Origin of the sequence: Herbidospora yilanensis (assembly GCF_001570565.1) — a bacterium.
GTDB classification, from domain to species: Bacteria; Actinomycetota; Actinomycetes; order Streptosporangiales; family Streptosporangiaceae; genus Herbidospora; species Herbidospora yilanensis.
Window position 1 is genome coordinate 109,976 of record NZ_BBXE01000016.1, and the last position, 22,378, is coordinate 132,353.

The 22,378-nt window shown below is 67.1% G+C and carries 20 protein-coding genes and 1 tRNA gene; 10 read left to right on the forward strand and 11 right to left on the reverse strand.

The annotated features are described in order from the left end of the window. The first annotated feature begins 111 nt into the window (after nucleotides 1-111). A complete protein-coding gene (locus tag AW273_RS08570) occupies nucleotides 112-675 on the forward strand; it encodes a hypothetical protein (RefSeq protein ID WP_157555646.1) in 564 nt (187 codons plus the stop codon). Nucleotides 676-1,605: 930 nt separating this feature from the next. Here the strand turns inward: AW273_RS08570 and AW273_RS08575 are convergent. The 8 genes from AW273_RS08575 to rpmH all read right to left on the reverse strand — a co-directional run bounded on the left by AW273_RS08575 (nucleotide 1,606) and on the right by rpmH (nucleotide 6,943). After that, a complete protein-coding gene (locus AW273_RS08575; RefSeq protein WP_062346966.1) occupies nucleotides 1,606-2,580 on the reverse strand; it encodes a ParB/RepB/Spo0J family partition protein in 975 nt (324 codons plus the stop codon). Nucleotides 2,581-2,692: 112 nt separating this feature from the next. Then, entirely contained in the window at nucleotides 2,693-3,574 is an 882-nt protein-coding gene (locus AW273_RS08580; RefSeq protein ID WP_062340917.1) for a ParA family protein, read from the reverse strand. A gap of 213 nt (nucleotides 3,575-3,787) precedes the next feature. Next, a complete protein-coding gene (rsmG, locus tag AW273_RS08585; RefSeq protein WP_062346968.1) occupies nucleotides 3,788-4,465 on the reverse strand; it encodes a 16S rRNA (guanine(527)-N(7))-methyltransferase RsmG in 678 nt (225 codons plus the stop codon). Nucleotides 4,466-4,644: 179 nt separating this feature from the next. Continuing rightward, nucleotides 4,645-5,139, reverse strand: a complete 495-nt coding sequence (locus AW273_RS08590) for a Jag family protein (protein ID WP_062346970.1) — start codon at nucleotides 5,137-5,139, stop codon at nucleotides 4,645-4,647. 14 nt (nucleotides 5,140-5,153) lie between these two features. Next, on the reverse strand, nucleotides 5,154-6,101 hold the full coding sequence (gene yidC / locus AW273_RS08595) for a membrane protein insertase YidC (protein ID WP_062346972.1): 948 nt from the start codon (nucleotides 6,099-6,101) through the stop codon (nucleotides 5,154-5,156). A gap of 4 nt (nucleotides 6,102-6,105) precedes the next feature. Continuing rightward, nucleotides 6,106-6,384 (reverse strand): membrane protein insertion efficiency factor YidD, encoded by a 279-nt coding sequence (gene yidD / locus AW273_RS08600; protein WP_062346974.1) that lies wholly within the window; start codon nucleotides 6,382-6,384, stop codon nucleotides 6,106-6,108. After that, complete coding sequence (gene rnpA, locus AW273_RS08605) at nucleotides 6,381-6,737, reverse strand: ribonuclease P protein component (RefSeq protein WP_062346976.1); 357 nt, start codon at nucleotides 6,735-6,737, stop codon at nucleotides 6,381-6,383. Before rnpA ends, yidD begins: the two co-directional genes overlap by 4 nt. 68 nt (nucleotides 6,738-6,805) lie before the next feature. Further along, on the reverse strand, nucleotides 6,806-6,943 hold the full coding sequence (gene rpmH, locus AW273_RS08610) for a 50S ribosomal protein L34 (RefSeq protein WP_155339926.1): 138 nt from the start codon (nucleotides 6,941-6,943) through the stop codon (nucleotides 6,806-6,808). 610 nt (nucleotides 6,944-7,553) lie between these two features. Here rpmH and dnaA point away from each other — a divergent pair. The 9 genes from dnaA to AW273_RS08655 all read left to right on the forward strand — a co-directional run bounded on the left by dnaA (nucleotide 7,554) and on the right by AW273_RS08655 (nucleotide 19,468). Next, the gene (dnaA, locus tag AW273_RS08615; RefSeq protein ID WP_439648621.1) at nucleotides 7,554-9,092 is read left to right on the forward strand and encodes a chromosomal replication initiator protein DnaA; all 1,539 of its coding nucleotides are present in this window, start codon (nucleotides 7,554-7,556) and stop codon (nucleotides 9,090-9,092) included. Nucleotides 9,093-9,691: 599 nt separating this feature from the next. Next, nucleotides 9,692-10,828: a DNA polymerase III subunit beta gene (dnaN, locus tag AW273_RS08620; RefSeq protein WP_030452598.1), complete on the forward strand. Its 1,137-nt coding sequence runs from the start codon at nucleotides 9,692-9,694 to the stop codon at nucleotides 10,826-10,828. Nucleotides 10,829-10,906: 78 nt separating this feature from the next. Beyond that, complete coding sequence (gene gnd, locus AW273_RS08625; RefSeq protein ID WP_062346980.1) at nucleotides 10,907-11,854, forward strand: phosphogluconate dehydrogenase (NAD(+)-dependent, decarboxylating); 948 nt, start codon at nucleotides 10,907-10,909, stop codon at nucleotides 11,852-11,854. 49 nt (nucleotides 11,855-11,903) lie between these two features. Next, nucleotides 11,904-13,076: a DNA replication/repair protein RecF gene (gene recF, locus AW273_RS08630; protein ID WP_062346982.1), complete on the forward strand. Its 1,173-nt coding sequence runs from the start codon at nucleotides 11,904-11,906 to the stop codon at nucleotides 13,074-13,076. Continuing rightward, complete coding sequence (locus AW273_RS08635) at nucleotides 13,066-13,605, forward strand: DciA family protein (protein WP_062346984.1); 540 nt, start codon at nucleotides 13,066-13,068, stop codon at nucleotides 13,603-13,605. Before recF ends, AW273_RS08635 begins: the two co-directional genes overlap by 11 nt. 334 nt (nucleotides 13,606-13,939) lie before the next feature. Continuing rightward, nucleotides 13,940-15,886 (forward strand): DNA topoisomerase (ATP-hydrolyzing) subunit B, encoded by a 1,947-nt coding sequence (gene gyrB, locus AW273_RS08640; protein ID WP_083949611.1) that lies wholly within the window; start codon nucleotides 13,940-13,942, stop codon nucleotides 15,884-15,886. 37 nt (nucleotides 15,887-15,923) lie between these two features. Continuing rightward, nucleotides 15,924-18,443 carry a DNA gyrase subunit A gene (gene gyrA / locus AW273_RS08645; RefSeq protein ID WP_062346987.1) on the forward strand — a complete coding sequence of 840 codons (2,520 nt, stop codon included), beginning with the start codon at nucleotides 15,924-15,926 and terminating at the stop codon, nucleotides 18,441-18,443. Beyond that, a complete protein-coding gene (locus AW273_RS38475) occupies nucleotides 18,440-19,312 on the forward strand; it encodes a DUF3566 domain-containing protein (protein WP_232327204.1) in 873 nt (290 codons plus the stop codon). The genes gyrA and AW273_RS38475 overlap by 4 nt, the downstream gene beginning before the upstream one ends. 82 nt (nucleotides 19,313-19,394) lie before the next feature. Beyond that, nucleotides 19,395-19,468 (forward strand) — tRNA-Ile (locus tag AW273_RS08655). A gap of 69 nt (nucleotides 19,469-19,537) precedes the next feature. Here AW273_RS08655 and AW273_RS08660 read toward each other — a convergent pair. The 3 genes from AW273_RS08660 to AW273_RS08670 are packed head-to-tail and all read right to left on the reverse strand — an operon-like array spanning nucleotide 19,538 to nucleotide 22,340. Next, complete coding sequence (locus AW273_RS08660) at nucleotides 19,538-20,683, reverse strand: site-specific integrase (RefSeq protein WP_062346989.1); 1,146 nt, start codon at nucleotides 20,681-20,683, stop codon at nucleotides 19,538-19,540. After that, entirely contained in the window at nucleotides 20,680-20,883 is a 204-nt protein-coding gene (locus AW273_RS08665; protein ID WP_062346991.1) for a helix-turn-helix domain-containing protein, read from the reverse strand. The genes AW273_RS08660 and AW273_RS08665 overlap by 4 nt, the downstream gene beginning before the upstream one ends. Next, nucleotides 20,880-22,340: a replication initiator gene (locus AW273_RS08670; protein WP_062346993.1), complete on the reverse strand. Its 1,461-nt coding sequence runs from the start codon at nucleotides 22,338-22,340 to the stop codon at nucleotides 20,880-20,882. Before AW273_RS08670 ends, AW273_RS08665 begins: the two co-directional genes overlap by 4 nt. Nucleotides 22,341-22,378 lie beyond the last annotated feature (38 nt).

Genomic DNA, 22,378 nt, shown 5'->3' on the forward strand with positions numbered 1-22,378 from the left:
CGCCGTCCCCTGGGGTTCGGACGACCTGAAGTGACGAGGTAACCAACCGAGTCCTTGTGCAATTCTCGTCGCCCCCCGAACCTTTCCCGGCGGCGGCCCGTCTCACCAGTCATGATTAAGCGGATTATTACCCTCGCCGCCGTCGTCACGGCCTTGGGCGCCTTGGCGCCCGCCACGGCACAGGCGTCAGCCGGGCAGGTGCTCAAGCTGCGTAAGGGACTGACCATCACCCTGCCGTACGCGTGGAAGGTGCACGGCAAGGGCGACTTCATCTACGTGGTCGCCGGTAAGTGCAAGAAGCTCCATGAGCCCGGCTGCCACCAATTCTCGATCTATGGCCCGAAGGGCATCGCTATAGGGAATGAACTGTTCAATCCCTACACGGGCAAGTCGCCCTACTACCCTGCCACCGACGTGCAGCCGTGCCCGCTGAACGCGAAGTGGAGCTACGGTGGCGGTGTCAAGCTCCTCAAGTCCGGCTATCGCGAGATCGGCAAGGGGCACAAGGCGCAGTACCGCGCCTGGCAGATCAAGTGCGTCGAGAACGACTCGTCCAAGGTGAGGGCAACCTTCATCCAGCGTGAGTGGCTGCTGCCGAAGTCCAAGATTCTTATCGTCGACAAGTTCAGCACTGCCGGCCTGCCCAAGGTACTCACGAACGCGGTCTGGCGCTGACCGATCCGCTGATCGCCGGCGCTCAGGTACCTCACTCCCAGGCGCTGGTGGAGGTGGGGTTTGAACGGGTCGAGCTTGCTGGCCCGCGGAGTCTGCCAGCGCCCCTCCACGAGTTCCTGCCCGGTGGCGGCGCGGGGCATGGCGTTGAACGGTGTGACGGCCCCAGCCGAGCCGGCGGGCGATGCCCCGGATCCCGTGTCCTTCCTCGATCAGGTGATGGACCAGGGCATGATGCCGCTGCGCTCGTTCGGCTAACTTCCCTGTCGGATCCGTACTGTTCGGTTCTGCGACCGAGCCGAGCGGCGTGGCTGTGATCGGCTCGGCCGGTTCAGGTTCGGGGACGCGTAGGCAGTCGCGGTGGCGGGCGACGCAGCGTTCTACGGCCTTGCCCAAGTTCTGCGACAGATGGAACCGGTCGGCGACCTGGGCGGCGTCCGGCGCTCCTAAGGATCGAGACGACCAGATTCAGCCGTTCGAAGCAGACAATCTCATGACGCCAGGGACTTACTCATCGGCCGACGGCATCGAACCTCACATACTTACAGTTCTGTGCGAACAGACGAAGCGGAGCTCGGTCGAGCCATCGCCAACCACGGCGCACGCCCGTCAGCGCCCCCGAGGCCCCAACACCGCCGTGGGTCGGAGCGGCCCAGCCGGAAGGCCACAGCAAATTGCATCCCTCTCCTTCCCACCTCGCCGTAGCCAGCAAGGCATGCCCCTACGAACCCTGTAGCCCTGCTGTGGCACCTTGCGGGCAACCCGAGTCCTGCAAAGTGACTTCGACCGCCGCCCTCTGTTTCACGTGAAACAGAGGCTAGTCCTCCCGCTCTGGACAACCAGCCGCCTGAAGGGCTCCAGCCCCAAGACGTCCCCGCTACACAAACAAGCTCCCCCGGACCCACGTCCGAGGGAGCTTGTTTCACGTGAAACCTAGTCGTTCTCCTGCTCTCGTATCTGGTTGGCCGCGTCCGGTGCCATCGTTCCGATGATGCGCTCAAGGTCGTCGATCGTGGAGAACTCCACCACGATCCGCCCCTTCCGACGCCCTAAATCGACCTTCACCTTGGTCTCGAAGTGATCCGACAGCCGATCCGCCAGCGTCCGCAGCGCCGGTGCCACCGGCTGCTTCGTTCTCGGTTTCCGGGGAGCGGGACCGGCGGTCGCCTCCCCCAGCGAGACGATCTCCTCCACCGTCCGGACCGTCATGCCCTCCTGGACGATCCGGGTCGCCAGGCGCTCCTGCGCCTCCGGGTTGTCCAGGGACAGCAGGGCCCTCGCGTGGCCGGGGGTGATCGAGCCGCCCGCCAAGCGGCGCTGGACGTTCGGGGGGAGGTTCAGCAGGCGCAGCGTGTTGGTGATGTGGGAGCGGGAGCGGCCGATCTTCTTGGCCAGTTGCTCGTGGGTGGCGCCGAAGTCGTCGAGGAGCTGGCGGTAGGCGGCGCCTTCTTCCAGGGAGTTGAGCTGCTCTCGCTGGAGGTTCTCGATCAACGCCTCGCGCAGCATCTCGTCGTCGCCGGTGCTGCGGACGATCGCGGGGATGCGCTCCAGGGCGGCCAGGCGGCTGGCGCGCAGGCGGCGCTCGCCCATGATCAGTTCGAACTGGTCCTTGCCGTCTTCGTCGACGCCGGCGGCGCGGACGACGATCGGCTGGAGGAGGCCGACTTCCAGGATCGAGTCGGCCAGTTCGCGGATGCGTTCGTCGTCGAAGACGGTTCGGGGCTGGCGGCGGTTCGGGATGATCTGGGTGACGGCGATCTCGTGGAAGTAGGCCCCGGCCACCGGGATCAATTCCCGATCACCCGGTGGGGTGGGGGCCGGCACGCCGACGACCGACGGGTCGACGATGGGGCCGGTGGGGATGAGGGCTCCCAGACCCTTGCCGAGCCCCCGACGCTGCTGACTCACCCTTGCTCCTCACCCGCACCGAAACGCCGCATGGCTGATCTCCGTCAGCCCGTCGTACCGAAACGCCGCGTCGTCTCTCAAACGCCGCGCACGATTGTAAGAGGCTACAGGTTCACGCTTCCGCGACAGCGGCACCGCGGTAGGCGATCTCTCGTGCCGCGTCCATGTAGGCCATCGCACCGCTCGAACCCGGGTCGTAGGTCATGACCGACTGGCCATAACTGGGCGCCTCGGACACCCGGACGCTCCGGGGGATGACCGCGTCGACCACGGTGGCGCCGAAGTGGGAGCGGACCTCCTCGGCCACTTGGGAAGCCAGGCGGGTGCGGCCGTCGTACATCGTCAGCAGGATGGTCGACACGTTCAGGGTCTGGTTCAGGTGGACGCGGACCAGCTCGACGTTCTGGAGGAGCTGGGTCAGGCCTTCCAGGGCGTAGTACTCGCACTGGATGGGGATCAAGACTTCCTGCGCCGCGGCCAGCGCGTTGACCGTCAGCAGGCCCAGGGACGGCGGGCAGTCAATCAGGATGTAGTCCATCTGCGCCGACTCGTAGGCCGCGAACGCGCGCCTCAACCGGGTTTCACGGCCCACCATGGGCACCAGTTCGATCTCCGCGCCGGCCAGGTCGAGCGTGGCGGGAGCGCAGAACAGGCCCGGCATGTCCGGGACCTGGGTCACGATCGACTCCATCGGGAGGTCTTCCACGAGGACCTGATAAATGGAAGGTGTCCCGGCTCGGTGTTCGGTGGCCAAAGCCGTCGAGGCGTTGCCCTGTGGGTCGAGGTCGACCACGAGAACCCGCAGCCCGTGCATCGAGAGGGCCGCGGCCAGGTTGACGGCGCTGGTCGTCTTGCCCACCCCGCCCTTCTGGTTGCAAATGCAGATCACTCGGGTCTTGGGCGGGCGTGGCCAGTCGCCGTCGCGGCGGGCGGAGTATCCGACGGGGCCGTCGGCGGCCGGCTTGCCGGGCGCGGCTGTTTCACGTGAAACCACAGAACTCAGTGCCTCTCGAACCAGCGGGGAATCACCGGGGCTTAGCGGGGGCTGGGACACCTTGGTCGTCCTTTCGACCGGCCGAGGCCGGTGGTTCGGAGCGGGAGTGCGGCCCCACCCCCATCAGGCCGCGCTCGTCGCGTCGCCGCGAGTCTTTCGGGTCGTCCCGGGTTGATTCAACAGGTCGTTCGATCGTTCCCGGTCCGACCGCGACTACCTCTTACGTCGGCGCTGTGCAGCTCGTGAACCGGCGCCGGCGATGACGCGGACAAGAGTTGCAGGCGGATCGACTTTACCGCGCCCGACCGTGACAAGCTCGGCCGTCTTTGCCCCGTGAGCGGACAATTGGGTGTCGGCGCCCGCCAATTCTTCGGCAGCTCGTTCACCCTTCATCGCCAGCAGCTCTCCGCCCTCGCGGAGCAGGGGGAGCGACCAGGTGAGCAGGCGATCGAGAGGCGCGACGGCCCTGGCGGTGGCGACGTCGAAGGTGCGTTTGCCCTTCAGCTCCTCGGCGCGGCCGCGGAGCACCTCGACGTTCTGCAACTTGAGAGTCTCAACACACTCTTCGAGGAAGACGGTGCGTCTGAGCAACGGTTCGAGAAGGGTCACCGTCACGTCGGGGCGGACGATCGCCAGGACGATGCCCGGCAGGCCCGCGCCCGAGCCGATGTCGACGAGTTTCACGTCGGGCGGCACCGCTTCGGCGATCACGGCACAGTTCAACAGGTGGCGATCCCAGATCCGGGGGACTTCCCGAGGGCCGAGCAGCCCACGCACCACCCCCGGCCCGGCCAGCAGGGAGGCATAGGTTTCCGCCTGGGCCAAGGCCTCGCCCGCGAACACCGCGTTGGCGGCTTCGGGGGGCTGCTGGTTGCTCATTTCTTCGGTCATCCCTCGTAGGGTATCGGGCGGTGGACGACGGCCAGAAAACCTGTGGATAAACCTGTGGATATTGCGGTGTGTGTCCTGTGGACAACAGTGCGCGGCTGGCCAAAAGCCCAGGCGTAAGCCGTACAGACAAAGAAAACCGCCGACCCGGGACGGGGCGGCGGTTTCCACAGGCTGGAATGTCAGGCGGGCAGGACCACGACGAAACGCCGGGGCTCCTCCCCCTCGGACTCGCTGCGCAGGCCGGCGGCGGCGACGGCGTCGTGGATGACCTTGCGCTCGAACGGCGTCATCGGCTTGAGGGCCTTCGGCTCGCCCGACGTCTTGACCTCGTCGACGGCGGCCGTGCCGATCTTGGTGAGTTCCGCCCGGCGGCGCTCGCGATATCCGGCGACGTCGAGCATGAGCCGCGAGCGTTCGCCGGTCTGCCGGTGGACGGCCAGGCGGGTCAGTTCCTGGAGCGCCTCCAGGACCTCGCCACCGGGGCCGACCAGGTCGCCGCCCTTGAGGCCGATCACGGAGACGAGCGCGCGGTCGCCCTCGACGTCCATGTCGATGTCGCCGTCGAGGTCGGCTATGTCGAGCAGCCCCTCGACGTAGTCGGCGGCGATCTCGCCCTCCTGCTCCAGGGCGGCGACGCTCGGAGCCGCCTTGACGGTCTCCTCGGCTTCGGTCACGTGGGAACTCCCTCTCACGACTTCTTGCTGCCGGTCCGCTTGCTACGTGGTTGCCGCGTCGGCTGCTGACGGACGATCTTAGGCTCTGGCTCCGCCGACTGCTCGGGCGCGGGCGGGGTCTTGCGGAAGCGCGCGAAGAAGCCCGGCTTGACCTCGACGGGGATCAGGTTGCCCTTGGCGTCGAACTGCGGCATCGGGTTGCGGCTGTAGAACCAGTGCTGCTGGCCGAGGGTCCACACGTTGGTGGTGACCCAGTAGAGGATCAGGCCCAGCGGGAAGTTCAGGGAGAACACGGCGAACAGCGGCGAGATGTACATCAGGATCTTCTGCTGCTGCGCCATGGGGTTGTCCGGCATCTGGGCCATCGAGCGGGTCACGCTCTGCCGGACGGTCAGGAACGTCGTCAGCGACGAGATCGCGACGAAGATGACCAGGACGATCTTGGCGATGACCGGGTCGGCGCCGTAGGCCTCGATGTCGGCGCCGCTGGTGAAGAACGTCGCCGGGAGCGGGGCGCCGAAGATGTGGGCGGCGCGGGCGCTGTCGACGAGCTCCTGCGTCATGCCGAAGCGCGGCTGGCCGTGGGCCATCGCGTTCAGCACCGTGAACATCGAGATGAAGATCGGGAACTGCGCGATGACCGGCAGGCAGCCGCCCAGGGGGTTGGCGCCCGCTTCCTGGTAGACGCGCATGACCTCCTGGTTCATGCGCTGCTTGTCGTTCTTGTAACGCTTGCGCAGATCCTGAACCTTGGGCGCGAGCTCCTGCATCTTCTTCGAGGAGCGCATCTGCTTCAGGAAGAGCGGGAAGATCAGGATTCGCATCAGCACGGTCAGCGTGATGATGGTCAACGCCCAGTTCAGCCCGTTGTCGGGGCTGAGGACGAGGCTGTAGAAGTTGTGGATATGGGTGATCACCCAGGCGATGGCCGTATACAGCCAGTTCAGCCAGGACAGCTCCACCGAGCTAGCTCCCTTGCTTGTCGTGGGGTCGAGGGGGCACGGGATCGAACCCGCCGGGGTGGAAGGGATGGCATCGGCCGATGCGACGGATGGTCAACCACACCCCGCGCAGCGCCCCGTGCACGGCGATCGCCTCGAGACCGTACGCGCTGCAAGAGGGGAAGAAGCGGCATCGAGGCCCCAGGAGGGGACTGATGAACGCCCGGTAGAACCTGATCGGGACGATCAATACGCGGGCAGCCGTCGAGACCGGCGTGACCGGCTGGGGCTGCTCGGTTGTCATGACCGTCCATCCCGCGGCCGCCGGATCAGTCGCTGAAGCGCGACATCGAGATCGGCGGCCAGGTGCTCGCTGCGCGCGGACGCGGCCGGTGGATTGGCGCGTACCACCAGCAGGCTACCTCTCGGAAGGAGGTGCAGACGTGCCCGCATCAGGTGTCTGAGTCTCCGTTTGACCCTGTTCCTGGTCACCGCGTCACCCACGGCCTTACTGACGACGAACCCCACGATCGGGGTCTCGTCGGCCTCCACAGCGGTGAAGTGGACGACCAGGGAGGGTCTTCCGGCGCGGCGCCCGCGCCGGATCGCCTCGGCGAACTCCTCGCCTTTGCGCATGCGGGAAGCGGGCGGGAGCACCGGATACTTCCTTAACAAGTAGCCCGCCGTCAGAGGTGACGGCGGGCGGGGCTGCTACGAAGTGCCGGTCAGACGGTGAGGTCGTGACGGCCCTTGCGGCGGCGGGCGGCCAGGATGGCGCGGCCGGCGCGGGTGCGCATGCGGAGCCGGAAACCGTGGGTCTTCGCGCGACGGCGGTTGTTCGGCTGGAAAGTACGCTTGCTCACGATGGGCTCCAGGCTAGATGTGCCCTGTCGTTAGGGCGATTAGACCAAAGTTTACGGCCCACCGGGCACAGGGCATGCGAAAGAGCCGTCCCGAGAAAGCCGACCGGGTCACGTTACGGGGTACACGCCCGAATGGTCAAACCGGCGCTCCTAGTTTTCCACAGGCTGTGGAGTTATCCACACCGTCCTTGGTCATCCACATCCTGTGGGCAACGGGTGCCAGTAGGCTGTGGACAACGTCTTGAACGCAGGTCGCGCACACCGCTACTGTCAGGCGTCCAGGCCTTCCCTCCACACCCAGAGCACCTGTGGATCTCCTGTGGATCTTCTGTGGAAACTCGCAGCGGGGGCCGGCGCCACCGGGAGCAGACCGGGCAGGGCGGGTGTGGATAACGACACGCGGCGAGCGATCAATGGGGACCGCGTCAGGGAGGAGTGCCGAACGGTGGACGGCGTCGACCTCAACCAGTTGTGGGCGAGAGCGCTCACCACACTCCTCGACCAGGGAGTCTCGGGTCAGCAGCGCGCGTTTCTGCAGATGACGCAGCCGTCCGGGCTGATCAACGACACGATTCTGCTGGCCGCTCCCAACGACTTCGCCAAAGAGGTCATCGAGGTGCGGCTGCGGCCGCTCATCATGCAGGCGCTTTCGCAGGAGTTCGGCCGGCCGGTCCGCATCGCCGTGATGGTCGATCCGACGGCCACGCAGGCGGAGCCGAAGCAGCAGAACTACGGCCGTCCGGGTGGTTTTCCCCAGAGCGGCGGCCCGGCTTTTCCCCAGACCGGTACGCCCGGGTTTCCCCAGAGCACCCCGTCGGGTGGTTTTCCCCAGGGCGGGGCGTCCGGCGGTTATCCCCAGAACACCGGTTCCGGAAGTTTTCCCCAGACTGGGGATCACGGCTTTCAACAGCCTGTGCAATCTCCGCAGGGCTTCGGCCAGGGGTTTCGTCAGGAGTCCCCAGAACAGCAGGCCGATTTTCCACAGGGTCGCCCACAGGGAGTCCCAGGTGCGCCGCCGCCGGCCGAGCAGCCGTACACGCAATATCCACAGGCTGAGGAGAAGAACGACAAGGCGCCGCCCCGGCCCTCCGGGGGCAAGCAGGGTGAGCCCGCGCGGCTGAACGCCAAGTACACCTTTGAGACGTTCGTCATCGGCGCGAGCAACCGGTTCGCCCACGCGGCGGCGGTCGCGGTGGCCGAGGCGCCGGCCAAGGCGTACAACCCACTCTTTATCTATGGGGACTCGGGGCTGGGGAAGACGCACCTTCTCCATGCGATCGGTCACTACGCGCAGAGCCTGTACGAAGGCGCGCGGGTGCGGTACGTGAGCTCCGAGGAGTTCACCAACGACTTCATCAACAGCATCCGCGACCACAAGGCCGACGGGTTCCGGGCGCGGTTCCGGGCTGTGGACATCCTCCTCGTGGACGACATCCAGTTCCTTGAGGGCAAGGAGCAGACGCAGGAGGAGTTCTTCCACACCTTCAACACCCTCCACAACAGCAGCAAGCAGATCGTGATCTCCAGCGACCGGGCGCCGAAGCAACTGGTCACCCTGGAGGACCGGCTCCGCAACCGCTTCGAGTGGGGGCTGATCACCGACGTGCAGCCGCCCGAGCTCGAGACCCGCATCGCGATCCTGCGGAAGAAGGCGATCCAGGAGGGCCTGGCCGCGCCGCCCGACGTGCTGGAGTACATCGCCAGCCGGATCGCCACCAACATCCGCGAGCTCGAAGGCGCACTAATAAGGGTGACCGCCTTCGCTTCGCTCAACCGGCAGTCGGTCGACATCGGCCTGACCGAGATCGTGCTGAAGGACCTCATCACCGAGGACAGCTCCAGCACCGAGATCACGATCGCGCTCATCATGTCCACGACCGCGGAGTACTTCGGCGTCTCGCTCGACGACCTGTGCGGCGGATCGCGGTCGCGGGCCCTCGTGGTGGCCCGTCAGATCGCCATGTACCTGGCCCGGGAGCTCACCGACCTCTCGCTGCCGAAGATCGGCGCCCAGTTCGGCGGCCGTGACCACACCACTGTTATGCACAGCGAGCGCAAGATCCGCTCCCTGATGGCCGAGCGGCGCTCGATGTACAACCAGGTCAACGAACTGACGACCCGGATCAAGCAGCGCGCGCGCACCTCTTGATTCACAGCCTGTGGATAACTCTGTGGATCACGGAACACAGGTGTAATTCCGCGCGCGCTGGAAACTCATAGATCAACAGGCCACACCAGACTGTGGACAAGTCTGTGGAAAACCTGTGGATAAGACCCCCTCCAGCGGTGGATAACCTGTGGACACGCTGTGGATGACCTGTGGGTAGTGGAAAAAACACACTCCGTGTCGGGCGTGTCTCATGTGGACAACCTGTGGAAAAGCTGTGGGTAACCGGTGGATAACTGGGTGCAAACCTGTGGACGGCCTGTGGGTAACTAAAAGTTATCCCCAGCACGCGCTGAGTAATCCCCAGGCTGTCCACAGGTGCTGTGGACAGAAATCCGGCCGCTGACCTGCGGTTATAGGGGTTCTTCCACATTTCCACAGCGCCTATTAAGACGGCTGATATCTCTACCTAGAGGAAAGTCAAGAGCAACCTTCGGGCGCGGCGCGGAGCAAAAAATCCTGGAGTTGACACCTCCCGGCAAGCGACGAAGATGGGCAGTCACACCTCGCGCCACCGCGTCGCCGCCCCCCAGCCATCACCGCCCGACGCCGTCCCTACCCACCACAGGAGGCTGATCCACGTGATGTTCCGGGTCGACCGAGACGTGCTCGCCGAAGCCGTCGCGTGGACGGCACGCAGCCTCCCCGCCCGGCCCTCGGTGCCCGTCCTCGCCGGCATGCGCCTTGAGGTCACCGACGACCAGCAGCTCAAGCTCTCGGGGTTCGACTACGAGGTCTCCGCCGAGGTGACCCTCGACCTGCAGACCGGCGAGTCCGGCGTGGTGCTGGTCTCGGGCCGCCTGCTCGCCGAGATCACCCGAGCCCTTCCCGCACAGCCTGTGGATTTCGTGGTCGAAGGCGCCAAGGCGGTCGTGACCTGTGGCACCGCCCGGTTCACCCTGCTGACGATGCCGGTGGAGGACTATCCCTCCCTCCCGGCCATGCCGCCGGCCGCGGGCCGGGTCGGCAGCGACGTGTTCGCCTCGGCCGTCGCCCAGGTGGCCACCGCCGCCGGCAAGGACGACACCCTGCCGATGCTGACCGGCGTCCGGATGGAGATCGACGGCGACACGGTCACGCTGGCGGCGACCGACCGCTACCGGCTGGCCGTCCGTGAGCTCAAGTGGCAGCCCGACCAGCCCGACTTCCAGGCCATCGCGATGATCCCGGGCCGGACGCTCGCCGACACCGCCAAGTCACTGGTCACCGGCGCCGAGGTCGAGATCGCCCTGAGCTCCGTGGGCGGCACCGGCGAAGGCATGATCGGCTTCAGCAGCGGCGGCCGACGCACGACCACGCGGCTGCTCGACCCCGAGTTCCCCAAATACCGCTCGCTGCTGCCGACCGAGTTCTCGGCCCGCGCCGAGCTGGTCACCAGCTCCTTCGTCGAGGCCGTCAAGCGCGTGGCCCTGGTCGCCGAGCGCAACACCCCGGTCCGGCTGGCCTTCCGGGGCGACGAGGTCGTGCTCGAAGCGGGCAGCGGCGACGAGGCACAGGCTGTGGAAGTCCTGCCGGTCGACTTCGACGGCGGCGAGATCAACATCGCCTTCAACCACCAGTTCCTGCTCGAAGGCCTCGGCGCGATCGATTCCGACGTTGCTCGCCTGCAGTTCACCACCTCGACGAAACCTGCCATCCTCACCGGCGGAAAGCCCGTGGAAGATGGGGGCATACCCGACTATCGCTACCTGATCATGCCCATTCGGCTCTCAAGCTGAACGAATCCGTATGATCAACCCTCGGGTCGGGTAGGCGAGTCGGCGTGACCGTAGACGGAACCCTGAGGGGGTGCTCTCATGCAGATCGGCATGATCGGCCTGGGCAAGATGGGCGGCAACATGGCCGAGCGGCTGCGCCGCGGTGGCCATGAGGTCGTCGGTTACGACCGTGACCCCGGCGTCAGCGACGTCGGCAGCCTGAAGGAGCTCGTCGACCGCCTGGAGGCGCCGCGCGCCGTCTGGGTGATGGTCCCGGCCGGTGAGCCCACCCGGGCGACCATCGCGTCCCTGGGCGAGGCGCTCTCCGCCGGTGACGTGGTCATCGACGGCGGCAACTCCCACTACATCGACGACCAGAAGCATGGCAAGGAGCTCGCCGAGAAGGGCGTCAAGTTCGTCGACGTCGGCGTCTCCGGCGGCGTGTGGGGCCTGGAGAACGGCTACGCCCTGATGGCCGGGGGCCTTCCCGAGGACATCGCCCATCTCAGGCCGATCTTCGACACCCTCAAGCCCGAGGGCGAGGACGGCTTCGTCCACGCCGGGTCGATCGGCGCCGGCCACTTCGCCAAGATGGTCCACAACGGCATCGAATACGGCATGATGCAGGCCTTCGCCGAAGGCTGGGAGCTGCTTGAGGCCACCGACATCGTCACCGACGTCCCCGGAGCGTTCAAGAGCTGGCGTCACGGCACGGTCATCCGCTCCTGGCTGCTCGACCTGCTCACCCGGGCGCTCGACGAAGACCCCGGCCTCGAAGACCTCAAGGGCTACGCCCAGGACTCCGGAGAGGGCCGCTGGACCGTCCAGGCGGCCGTCGACCACGCCGTGCCGCTGCCGGTCATCACGGCCGCGCTCTACGCCCGCTTCGCCTCCCGCCAGGAAGACTCCCCGGCGATGAAGATGGTCGCGGCGCTGCGCAACCAGTTCGGCGGCCACGCCGTCACCGCCGCCGAAGGGGCCTACGAGAAGGGCGCCGACGCGCCGGGCGCGGCCGACAGCATGATCCCCGAGGCCAACGGCTCCTGATCTCGGCCGGGCTCCCGCTCCACCGCGGGAGCCCGTTACCGTTACCGGCATGTTCACCGCCCACCTGTCGCTGACGGACTTCCGGTCCTATCCCACCGCCGAGCTGGCGCTCGAACCCGGGGTGACCGCCTTCGTCGGGCCCAACGGGCAGGGCAAGACCAACCTGGTCGAGGCGATCGGTTACGTCGCCTCCCACGCCTCCCACCGGGTGGCGACCGACGCTCCTCTGGTACGCCACGGCGCCCCCCGGGCCGTCATCCGCGCCGTGATCGAGCGCGACCAGAGACGCGCGCTGGTCGAGCTGGAGATCAACCCGGGCAAGGCCAACCGCGCCCGGGTCAACCGCGCGCCGGTGTCCCGGGCCAGAGACGCCCTCGGCGTGTTGCGGACCGTGTTGTTCGCCCCCGAGGACCTGGCCCTGTCGAAGGGCGACCCGTCCGAACGCCGCAAGTTCATGGACGACCTCCTCGTCGCCCGCCACCCCCGGTTCGCCGGGGTCCGGGCCGACTACGACCGCGCCCTCAAGCAGCGCAACGCCCTGCTCCGCACGGCCTCGCAGACCCGCCGCAGGAGCCCCAGGCGGCAGATGGACGACGCGGCGTTCGCCTCGGCCGGGGCCGGTGACGTGTTGTCCACACTTGAGGTCTGGGACGCCCACCTGGTCCGCCACGGGGCCGAGTTGCTCGCCGCCCGGCTGGACCTTGTGGAGAACCTGCGGCCCCTGGTGACCAAGGCCTATGCGGAACTGGCGCCCGGCTCCGTGCCCGCGCAGATCGACTACCGGTGGTTTTCCACAGAGGAGGCCGACCTGGGGACGGACCGCGCGGAACTCGCCGTACGGTTGGGGGAGGCGCTGGCCGAGGCGCGGGCGCAGGAGATCGAACGGGGGGTCACCCTCGTGGGGCCGCACCGCGACGATCTGCTGCTGCGGCTCGGGGAGTTGCCGGCGCGCGGCTACGCCAGCCACGGCGAGTCGTGGTCGTTCGCGCTGGCGCTGCGGCTGGCCGCCTACGACCTGCTGCGTTCGGAAGGGGGCGATCCGGTGCTGGTCCTCGACGACGTGTTCGCCGAGCTTGACGCCCAGCGCCGCCGGCGGCTGGCCGAGATCGTCGCCCCGGCGGAGCAGGTTCTGATCACGGCGGCGGTGGCGGAGGACGTACCGAGGGAACTGAGCGGCGCCCGCTTCGACGTCACCGAGGGGAGCGTGACCCGTGTCGGGTGACGATCCACAGGCTGTTGACGGGCCCTCGCCGGCGCAGCAGGCGTCCAACGCCAAAGGCGCCGCGCTGGCCCGCGAGAAGCTCGCCCAGGCCAAAGCCGACGCGCAGCGGCGGGGGCAACTTCCCCGTACCGAACCCCGGAAGAAGAGGGGCGGCCCCAAGCGCGACTCGGGCGATCCGATGCTCTTCGGGGCGGCGATCCAAGACCTGCTGGCCGCCCGGGGGTGGGAGGAACCGGTCGCGATCGGCGGGGTCTTCGGGCGCTGGCGGGAGATCGTCGGGGCCGAGCTCGGGCTGCACACGCGTCCGGAGGCGTTCGAGGACGGCGAGGTCATCGTCTCCGCCGACTCGACGGCGTGGGCCACGCAGGTGCGTTTGCTCGCTCCCACCCTGGTCAGAAGGCTGAACGAGGAACTCGGGGAGGGGACGGTGACCGCGGTGAAGGTTCGCGGGCCCAACCTCGCACCGCCGCGACAGGCGGGCCACATCCGGGTGAAGGGGAGCCGAGGACCGGGTGACACTTTCGGCTGACGCGGGGTTCCACAAGATCGGTATGGCTCTTGTGGAAAAGTCTTGCACCGGCCCGAAATCGCGTCTGGCGCATTGAACCCCGGGGTCTGGGGTGTCACACCAAAACCAAGATCATCGTATTAGAGGGCATCACAGCCCCCGTCAATGCCACCTGAGGCTCCGAGAGCCGGTAGAATGAAAGTGGACTTAAGGACACGTCCGTTTGCGTGTCACCCCGGCCGTGGCGAGCCGATTCCCCAGGGTGAACGCATCGGGGCACTCACGACGGTGACGGGCACGGCAGGCAGCCATCCTATGTTTCCTGCCGCGTGTCCGCGGCAGGAGGATTTCGCACTTGTCCTACGACGCAGGCTCAATCACCGTACTCGAGGGTCTTGAGGCGGTTCGCAAGCGCCCGGGTATGTACATCGGCTCGACCGGAGAGCGTGGTCTCCACCACCTTGTGTACGAGGTTGTGGACAACTCCGTCGACGAGGCCCTGGCCGGATACTGCGACACCATCGAGGTCACCCTGCTCGCCGACAACGGCGTGCGGGTCGTGGACAACGGCCGTGGCATCCCGGTCGCCGAGCACCCCACCGAGAAGAAGCCGACCCTTGAGGTCGTGCTCACCGTCCTCCACGCCGGCGGCAAGTTCGACGGCAAGTCGTACGCCGTCTCGGGCGGCCTCCACGGCGTGGGCCTCTCGGTCGTCAACGCGCTGTCGTCGCGGCTCGAAGCCGTGATCAAGCGCGACGGCTCCGAGTGGCGGCAGTCGTACGTCGGCTCCAAGCCCGTGACCGACCTGATCCAGGGCGAGCCCACCGAGGAGACCGGCACCTCGATCACCTTCTGGGCCGACGGCGACATCTTCGAGACGACCACCTGGAACTTCGAGACGCTCTCGCGCCGCTTCCAGGAGATGGCCTTCCTCAACAAGGGCCTCACGATCGTCATCAGGGACGAACGCCCCGACCACGGCAGCGAAGACGAGCCCACCGAGATCACCTACCACTACGAGGGCGGCCTGTCCGACTTCGTCACCCACCTGAACTCCAAGAAGGAGTCGGTGCACAACTCGGTGATCGACTTCGAGGAGCACGGCGAGGGCATCTCGGTCGAGATCGCCATGCAGTGGAACGCCTCTTACTCCGAGTCGGTCTACACCTTCGCCAACACGATCAACACCGCCGAGGGCGGCACCCACGAGGAGGGCTTCCGCGCCGCGCTGACGACCATCGTCAACCGGTACGCCCGGGAGCAGAAGTTCCTCAAGGAGGGCAAGGACGACAACCTCACCGGTGACGACGTCCGCGAGGGCCTGACCGCGATCATCTCGGTCAAGCTGGCCGAGCCGCAGTTCGAGGGCCAGACCAAGACCAAACTGGGCAACACCGAGGCCAAGTCGTTCGTGCAGAAGACCTGCAACGACCACCTGCGCGACTGGTTCGAGCGCAACCCCGGCGAGGCCAAGGAGATCATCAGCAAGTCGCTGCAGGCCTCCCGTGCCCGCATCGCCGCACGTCAGGCCCGTGACCTGACCCGCCGCAAGTCGCTGCTCGAAAGCGGCTCGGGGCTGCCGGGCAAGCTGGCCGACTGCCAGTGGAGCGAGCCCGAGAAGTGTGAGCTGTTCATCGTCGAGGGCAACTCGGCCGGCGGCTCGGCCAAGGGCGGCCGCGACTCGCGCTTCCAGGCGATCCTGCCCATCCGCGGCAAGATCCTGAACGTCGAGAAGGCGCGCATCGACCGCGTGCTGAAGAACACCGAGGTCCAGTCGCTCATCACGGCGCTCGGCACCGGCGTACACGACGAGTTCGACATCTCGAAGCTCCGCTACCACAAGCTGATCCTGATGGCCGACGCCGACGTCGACGGTCAGCACATCACCACGCTGCTGCTGACCCTGCTGTTCCGGTTCATGCGGCCGCTGATCGAAGCCGGTCACGTCTACCTCTCGCAGCCGCCGCTCTACAAGATCAAGTGGGACAGGAAGGGCGAGGACGCGTCCTACGCCTACTCCGACCGCGAGCGCGACGCGATCATCGAGGAGGGCATCGCCCGCGGCAAGCGCGACCCGCGCGCCCACGACGGCATCCAGCGGTTCAAGGGTCTCGGCGAGATGAACGCCAACCAGCTCTGGGAAACCACGATGAACCCGGAGACGCGCATCCTGCTCCAGGTCACCCTCGACGACGCCGCCCAGGCCGACGAGATGTTCAGCGTCCTCATGGGCGAGGACGTCGCCCCCCGGCGGGAGTTCATCATCAGGAACGCGCGTGACGTGCGCTTCCTCGACGTCTAGACCGCGGCAGCCGAACCCCACCCTGTGAAGGATTGACGTGACGGAAGTTAACCTGCCTCCGGGCCCGCCGCCGGCTGACCGCATCGAACCGGTGGACATCCAGTCCGAGATGCAGCGCAGCTACATGGACTACGCGATGTCGGTCATCGTCTCGCGTGCCCTCCCCGACGTGCGCGACGGTCTCAAGCCGGTGCACCGCCGGGTGCTCTACGCCATGTTCGACGGCGGCTACCGCCCCGACCGCGGCTACTTCAAGTGCTCCCGTGTCGTCGGTGACGTCATGGGTTCGTACCACCCCCACGGCGACAGCTCGATCTACGACACCCTGGTCCGCCTGGCCCAGCCGTGGTCGCTGCGCTACCCGCTGGTCGACGGCCAGGGCAACTTCGGGTCGCCCGGCAACGACATGCCCGCCGCGATGCGCTACACCGAGTGCAAGCTCGCGCCCATCGCGATGGAGCTGCTGCGCGACATCGACAAGGAGACCGTCGACTTCCAGCCCAACTACGACGGGCGCTCGCAGGAGCCCGTCGTCCTGCCGTCGCGGTTCCCCAACCTGCTGGTCAACGGCGCGGCCGGCATCGCGGTCGGCATGGCCACCAACATCCCGCCCCACAACCTGCGGGAGGTCGGCGAGGCCGTCAAGTGGGCGCTGGAGAACTACGAGGCCACTGACGAAGACCTCCTCGAAGGGCTGATCGCCCGGGTCAAGGGCCCCGACTTCCCGACCGGCGCGCTCATCGTCGGCAAGCGCGGTATCGACGACGCCTACCGCACCGGCCGAGGCTCGATCACGATGCGCGCGGTCGTCGAGGTCGAAGAGGACAACAAGGGCCGCCAGTGCCTGGTGATCACCGAGCTGCCCTACCAGGTCAACCCCGACAACCTGGCGCTGTCGATCGCCGAGCTGGTCAAGGAAGGCAAGATCAACGGCATCGCCGACGTGCGCGACGAGTCGTCGTCGCGGGTCGGCCAGCGCCTGGTGGTCGTGCTCAAGCGCGACGCGGTCGCCAAGGTCGTGCTGAACAACCTCTACAAGCACACCCAGCTCCAGACCACGTTCGGCGCCAACATGCTCGCCCTGGTCGACGGCGTGCCCCGCACGCTCCGCCTCGACCAGTTCGTCAAGTACTACATCGGCCACCAGATCGAGGTCGTGGTCCGCCGGACCCGCTACCTGCTGCGCAAGGCCGAGGAGCGGGCCCACATCCTGCGCGGCCTGCTCAAGGCCCTCGACCGCCTCGACGACGTGATCGCCCTGATCCGCCAGTCGGCGTCGGCCTCGGCCGCCCAGCAGGGCCTCATGGACCTCCTGGAGATCGACGAGACGCAGGCCCAGGCCATCCTGGACATGCAGCTCCGCAAGCTCGCCGCCCTGGAGCGCCAGCAGATCCAGGACGAGTACGAGAACCTGATGGTCCAGATCAACGAGTACAACGAGATCCTGGCCAGCCCGGTGCGCCAGCGCCAGATCGTCGGCGACGAACTCGGCGAGATCGTCAGCCGCTACGGCGACGAGCGCAAGACCGAGATCATCGCGTACGAAGGCGACATGTCCATCGAGGACCTGATCGCCGAAGACGAGATGGTCGTCACGATCACCCGAGGCGGCTACGCCAAGCGCACCAACACCGACCTCTACCGGGCGCAGAAGCGCGGCGGCAAGGGCGTTCGCGGCGCCCAGCTCCGCCAGGACGACATCGTCGAGCACTTCTTCGTCACGACAACCCACCACTGGCTCCTGTTCTTCACCAACAAGGGCCGCGTCTACCGGGTCAAGGCCTACGAGCTGCCCGACTCGGGCCGCGACGCCCGCGGCCAGCACCTCGCCAACCTGCTGGCGATGCAGCCCGACGAGCGGGTCATGGAGGTCCTCGACCTGCGCGACTACGAGGTGTCGCCCTACCTCGTCCTGGCCACCCGCAGCGGCCTGGTGAAGAAGACCCGGCTCTCCGAGTACGACTCCCCGAGGTCCGGCGGCCTGATCGCCATCAACCTCCGGGACGACGACGAGGTCATCGCGGCCCGGCTGGTCTCCGAGGAAGACGATCTGCTGCTGGTCTCCCGGAACGCCCAGGCGATCCGCTTCACCGCCTCCGACGAGGCCCTCCGTCCCATGGGCCGGGCCACCAGCGGCGTGATCGGTATGCGCTTCGTCGACGGAGATGAACTTCTGGCCATGAATGTCATGAGCCATGGTGACGATGTGCTTATCGCCACTGAGGGCGGGTATGCGAAGCGCACACCGGTTGAGCACTATCCGCTGCAAGGCCGGGGTGGAAAGGGCGTACTGACGGCGAAAATAGTCAGTGCCCGTGGCAAGCTGGTCGGAGCGGTCATGGTGGGACCCGAAGACGAAGTCTTCGCGATCACCTCAGCCGGCGGAGTGATCAGGACCAGCGCCGCCGAGATCAAGCAGTCCGGCCGCCAGACGATGGGGGTCAGACTGATGAATCTCGCGGAAGGCGACAGCGTGGTGGCCCTAGCCCGGAACGCCGAAGCGTTGGAGACTGCCGAAGCGGTGGAGACTGAGAACGGGGCAGGAGACGAGCAATGACCAACTCGGGCAAGACGAAGAACACCGGGGCGGCCAAGAAACCCGCGTCTACCTCGGCTGCCTCGTCGTCGATGCGCGACGGGGTATCCGCCCGGATCGACGACGAGAAGAACAACGACACGGCCGAGACCCCCAAGGTCGCGGGGCCGGCACAGGGGCCTGCCCAGGCCCCGAAGCGGGAGACGCCCAAAGCTCCCCAGACCGGCCGTGACCTTCCCAAAGACGAGCCCAAGACCGACGACTCCACCGTCCGCATCCGTCCCACGGGCAACGACAACAAGCCGTGGTCGCGGCCCCAGTCGCCCAACGGCGACCAGAAGCACCTGGCCGGCGACGAGCCGACGGCCGCCTACAAGGCGCCCCGCCTGCCCACGCCGGTCTCGGCCCCCGAGCCGATCGTGACCGCGTCCCGCCCCTCGCCCGTGGAACCGGCGACGGCCGAACGGCCCGTCATCGCCACCTCCTCGGCCCCGAAGGACTCCTCCGGACGGGCGCCGCGCAAGGCCCACCTGGTGCTGCGCCGGGTCGAGCCGTGGTCGGCCATGAAGTTCAGCTTCGTGGTCTCCCTGGTCTGCTTCGTCGTGCTGTTCGTGGCCGTCGCGGTGCTCTACGGAGTGCTGTCGGCCATGGGCGTGTTCGACGCGTTCGTCCAGGCGGTCAACCAGCTCACCCAGGGCGAGGGCGGAGCCGCGGCCTCGTTCGACATCGCCTCGTGGTTCGAGCCGGTGCGGATCCTGGGATACACCGCCCTGCTCGGCGCGGTGAACGTGGTGCTGATCACGGCGCTCTCCACTCTCGGGGCCGTGATCTACAACCTGAGCGCCGACCTCGTCGGCGGCGTCGAAGTGACCTTCTCCGAAGCCGAGTAGCCGTAGTCGTGATTCCGCGGTGCGACCACACCGCGGAACACGGTAAGCTTTACCTCGTCGCCGCGAACTGGCTGGCTGACGAGGGGCTATAGCTCAGACGGTTAGAGCGCTTCCCTGATAAGGAAGAGGTCCCAGGTTCAAGTCCTGGTAGCCCCACGCATGTCAGAGGCCGTTTCCCATCATGGGAGATGGCCTTTTTGATCTTCTGAGGGACTAACTGAGGGACTATGCCTGCTGGGTGTAGTCACCGAAGATCTGGTCCATCGCCTCTGCCCCTTCCAGCAGCACCGGGCGGAGCTGCTTCCGATAGACCTTCTCCGTGACGACGGTGCCCTTGTGGCCGACCAGGCGGGCGATGTCCTCGACCGCCACCCCGGCGTCTGACATGAGCGAGACGAAACTGTGGCGAAGTTCCCTCGGGGTCCACTCCTCGGGGTTCAACTCTGTTCGCTTCAGGACCACGCGGAAGGCGCGGCGGACGTTCCCGGCGTCGAGTTCGGTGCCGTGCCTGCTGGCGAACACGAGATCGTTCTCTTGCCAGTGGTCGCCGGCCTTTTCCTTGGCGGCGGCCTGGCGGTCCTTATGGAGTCTCAGCGCGTCCACGCAGAGACGGGGGAGAGCCAGGGTGCGGCGGGACTTCTGGGTCTTGGTGTCTCCCCCGACCCGTACCGACCTCCAGACCATGATCGAGGGCGGTTCGGCGTCGAGGTCGACGTGGGACCAGGTGAGCGCCCGCAGTTCCTCCGTACGGGCGCCGATGAGCAGGGATGCGACGAGGTAGGCGTACAGGTTGGTGTTCTCGGCAGCCCTGAGGACGGAGACCGCCTGATCGAGGGTGAGGGACTTCGACGGACGGCCCTCCTTTCCCTTGGGGATGTCGCAGAGCAGGACCACGTTCCGTTTGACCTTGTCGCGGGCCTGGGCGCGGGCGATCGAGCGTTTGAGGATGCTGTGGATCTTCCGGATGGTCTCGGTGCTGAGGGTCTTGGACTTGGTCGCCAGCCAGCGGTCTACGTCGTCGGCGGACAGTTCGCGGAGCTTGCGGGCACCCAGGGCCGGGATGACGTGCTGTTCGGCAAGGATGCGGCGGTTGGTGACCGTCGAGGCTTCCCGGCCGTTGAGGCCGAAGGCCAGCCAGTCCCCTACGGCCTCGGCGACGGTGTGGTCTTTCCCCGTCGTGGTCAGGCCGTCTTCGTAGTCGCGGATGAGCTCCTTCAGCTTGGCTTTCGCCTCGGTCTTGGTCTTGCCGCTCGCCTTGCGGGTGATGCGCTTGCCCGCAGGGGTGTAGCCGACCGTGACCGAGGCGATCCAACGCTGACGGGTCTCGTCCCAGTACAGGCCCCCGTCTCCCTTGCTGCGTCGTGTGGTCATGATGCTTGTGCCTCCTGTTCGAGTAGGGCGATGTAGTCGGCGATGGCCGAGGCCGGGATCAGCCGGGTACGGCCTTGGTGGACGGACCTCAGACGGCCCGACCGGAGAAGCTCGTAGATCACGCTGCGGCTCATGCTCAGCAGGACCATGGCTTCGTGTACGCGATACAGCCGCCGTTGTGGCAGGTTCGCTGTGGTCATGCGTCCTCGCGTTGGGACGCGATTGCGCGGGCCTGGGAGACGCGCTGGCGGATGTGTTCGGCCATGATCGCCTCGCCGGGGGTGTAGCCAGATCCGGCGAAGCGCCAGTGGGCCATGACGAGCGTGGTTTCGTCGTCCAAGGCGGGGAGGCCGGAGCGGTCACGGGCCTCTTGGGCGCGGTGTTCGAAGCGCGCGCCGCGTAGGGCGCTCAGGGTGGTGGAGTAGTTGCGGCTCTTGGTCGAGAAGTGGCCACGGAAGCCGAGCATGTGAGCCCACGGGCGGAGCCGGAGATCTGCGAACTCGGGGCGTGCGCCAAGGGTCCAGCAGGTTCGGATCATCATGCGGGCGTGGTCGGTGACGGGGAGCAGGTCGAGGTTCAGGCCCGGCTTGATGCCGGTGCCCGCGCAATGTGTGCACAGCCTGTGGACACGGCCGGTGCCTTTGCACTGTCCACAAGAGAGCCGGTAGTCGACCGTGCCGGAGGACTCCGCGCCCTTGCTGGCGTACTTGGCGATGTAGCCCGCCACCGCCTGTTCGCTGAGGCCGTCGAGGCTTCGGCCGAGCAGGATCGGGCGGATGTCGAGCTGGTCGCCCCAGCGGAGGTCTCGTTGGCCGAGGTCGCTGGAGGGGGTGCGTACCGTCACGCTCTTGACCGCCGCTGGGATGGCGTGAGCGAGCAGGCGGTGATCTGCCCACGACGGCGGGGGTTCGGTTGCGCCGCCGGGGCCGTCGAGCCTGATGACGGCGTGGAAGTGGACGAGGCCGCGCCGTTGGTACTCGGCGACCTTGGCGAAGGACACCCGTACTTGGGCGTTGAAGGCTTGGCGGGTCATTCCTGCCAGGCGGGCCATTTCCCGGCGGGCGTTCAGGGTGAAGCGGTGCCAGAGCACTCCGGCGTGTGCCTGCCACAGGACCGCGCCGGGGTAGTCGTAGCAGTCGGGGCAGATCGGCTGGCCGAGCTGGGGGTCTCCCTTCTCGTGTCGACTCCGGCAGCCCGCCGGCCTTTCGTGTTCGCAGTGGCGGTCTTGGTTTCGTGGTCGGCAGGGGCGGACGCGGCCTTCCGTTTCTCGGCGGGTGTGTACGGGGCCGAACGATGGGGCGGTGAAGGTCGCGAAGACCCTGGGGTGGGTGCTGATGGTGTTCGGTACGCCCTTGCCGCCGGACAGGCCCGCGCGGATCAGGTGGAAGGTGTCGGCCTGGTAGACCTCGGAGCAGGCGAGGCAGACCGAGGCGCGGCGGTTGCCGCAGGCCACGAGCAGGTGGCCGGTCGGTTCGTCGGTGGTGGAGTAGTGGTGCAGGAGTTCGCCGGTCCGGCTGTCCACGACCAAGGACTCTCCGGCGAGGTGGATGGGGTTGGCGCATCCGCCGGTCGCGGCGACCATCGAGCGCCAGCGGGTGAAGCCTGGGGCGTTGATGACGCGGGCCAGGTCGGTGAACCACGCGGGGTGCTGAGTCATGGGTTAGTCCCTTCGTTGGTGTCTGTGTCGTTGCGGTC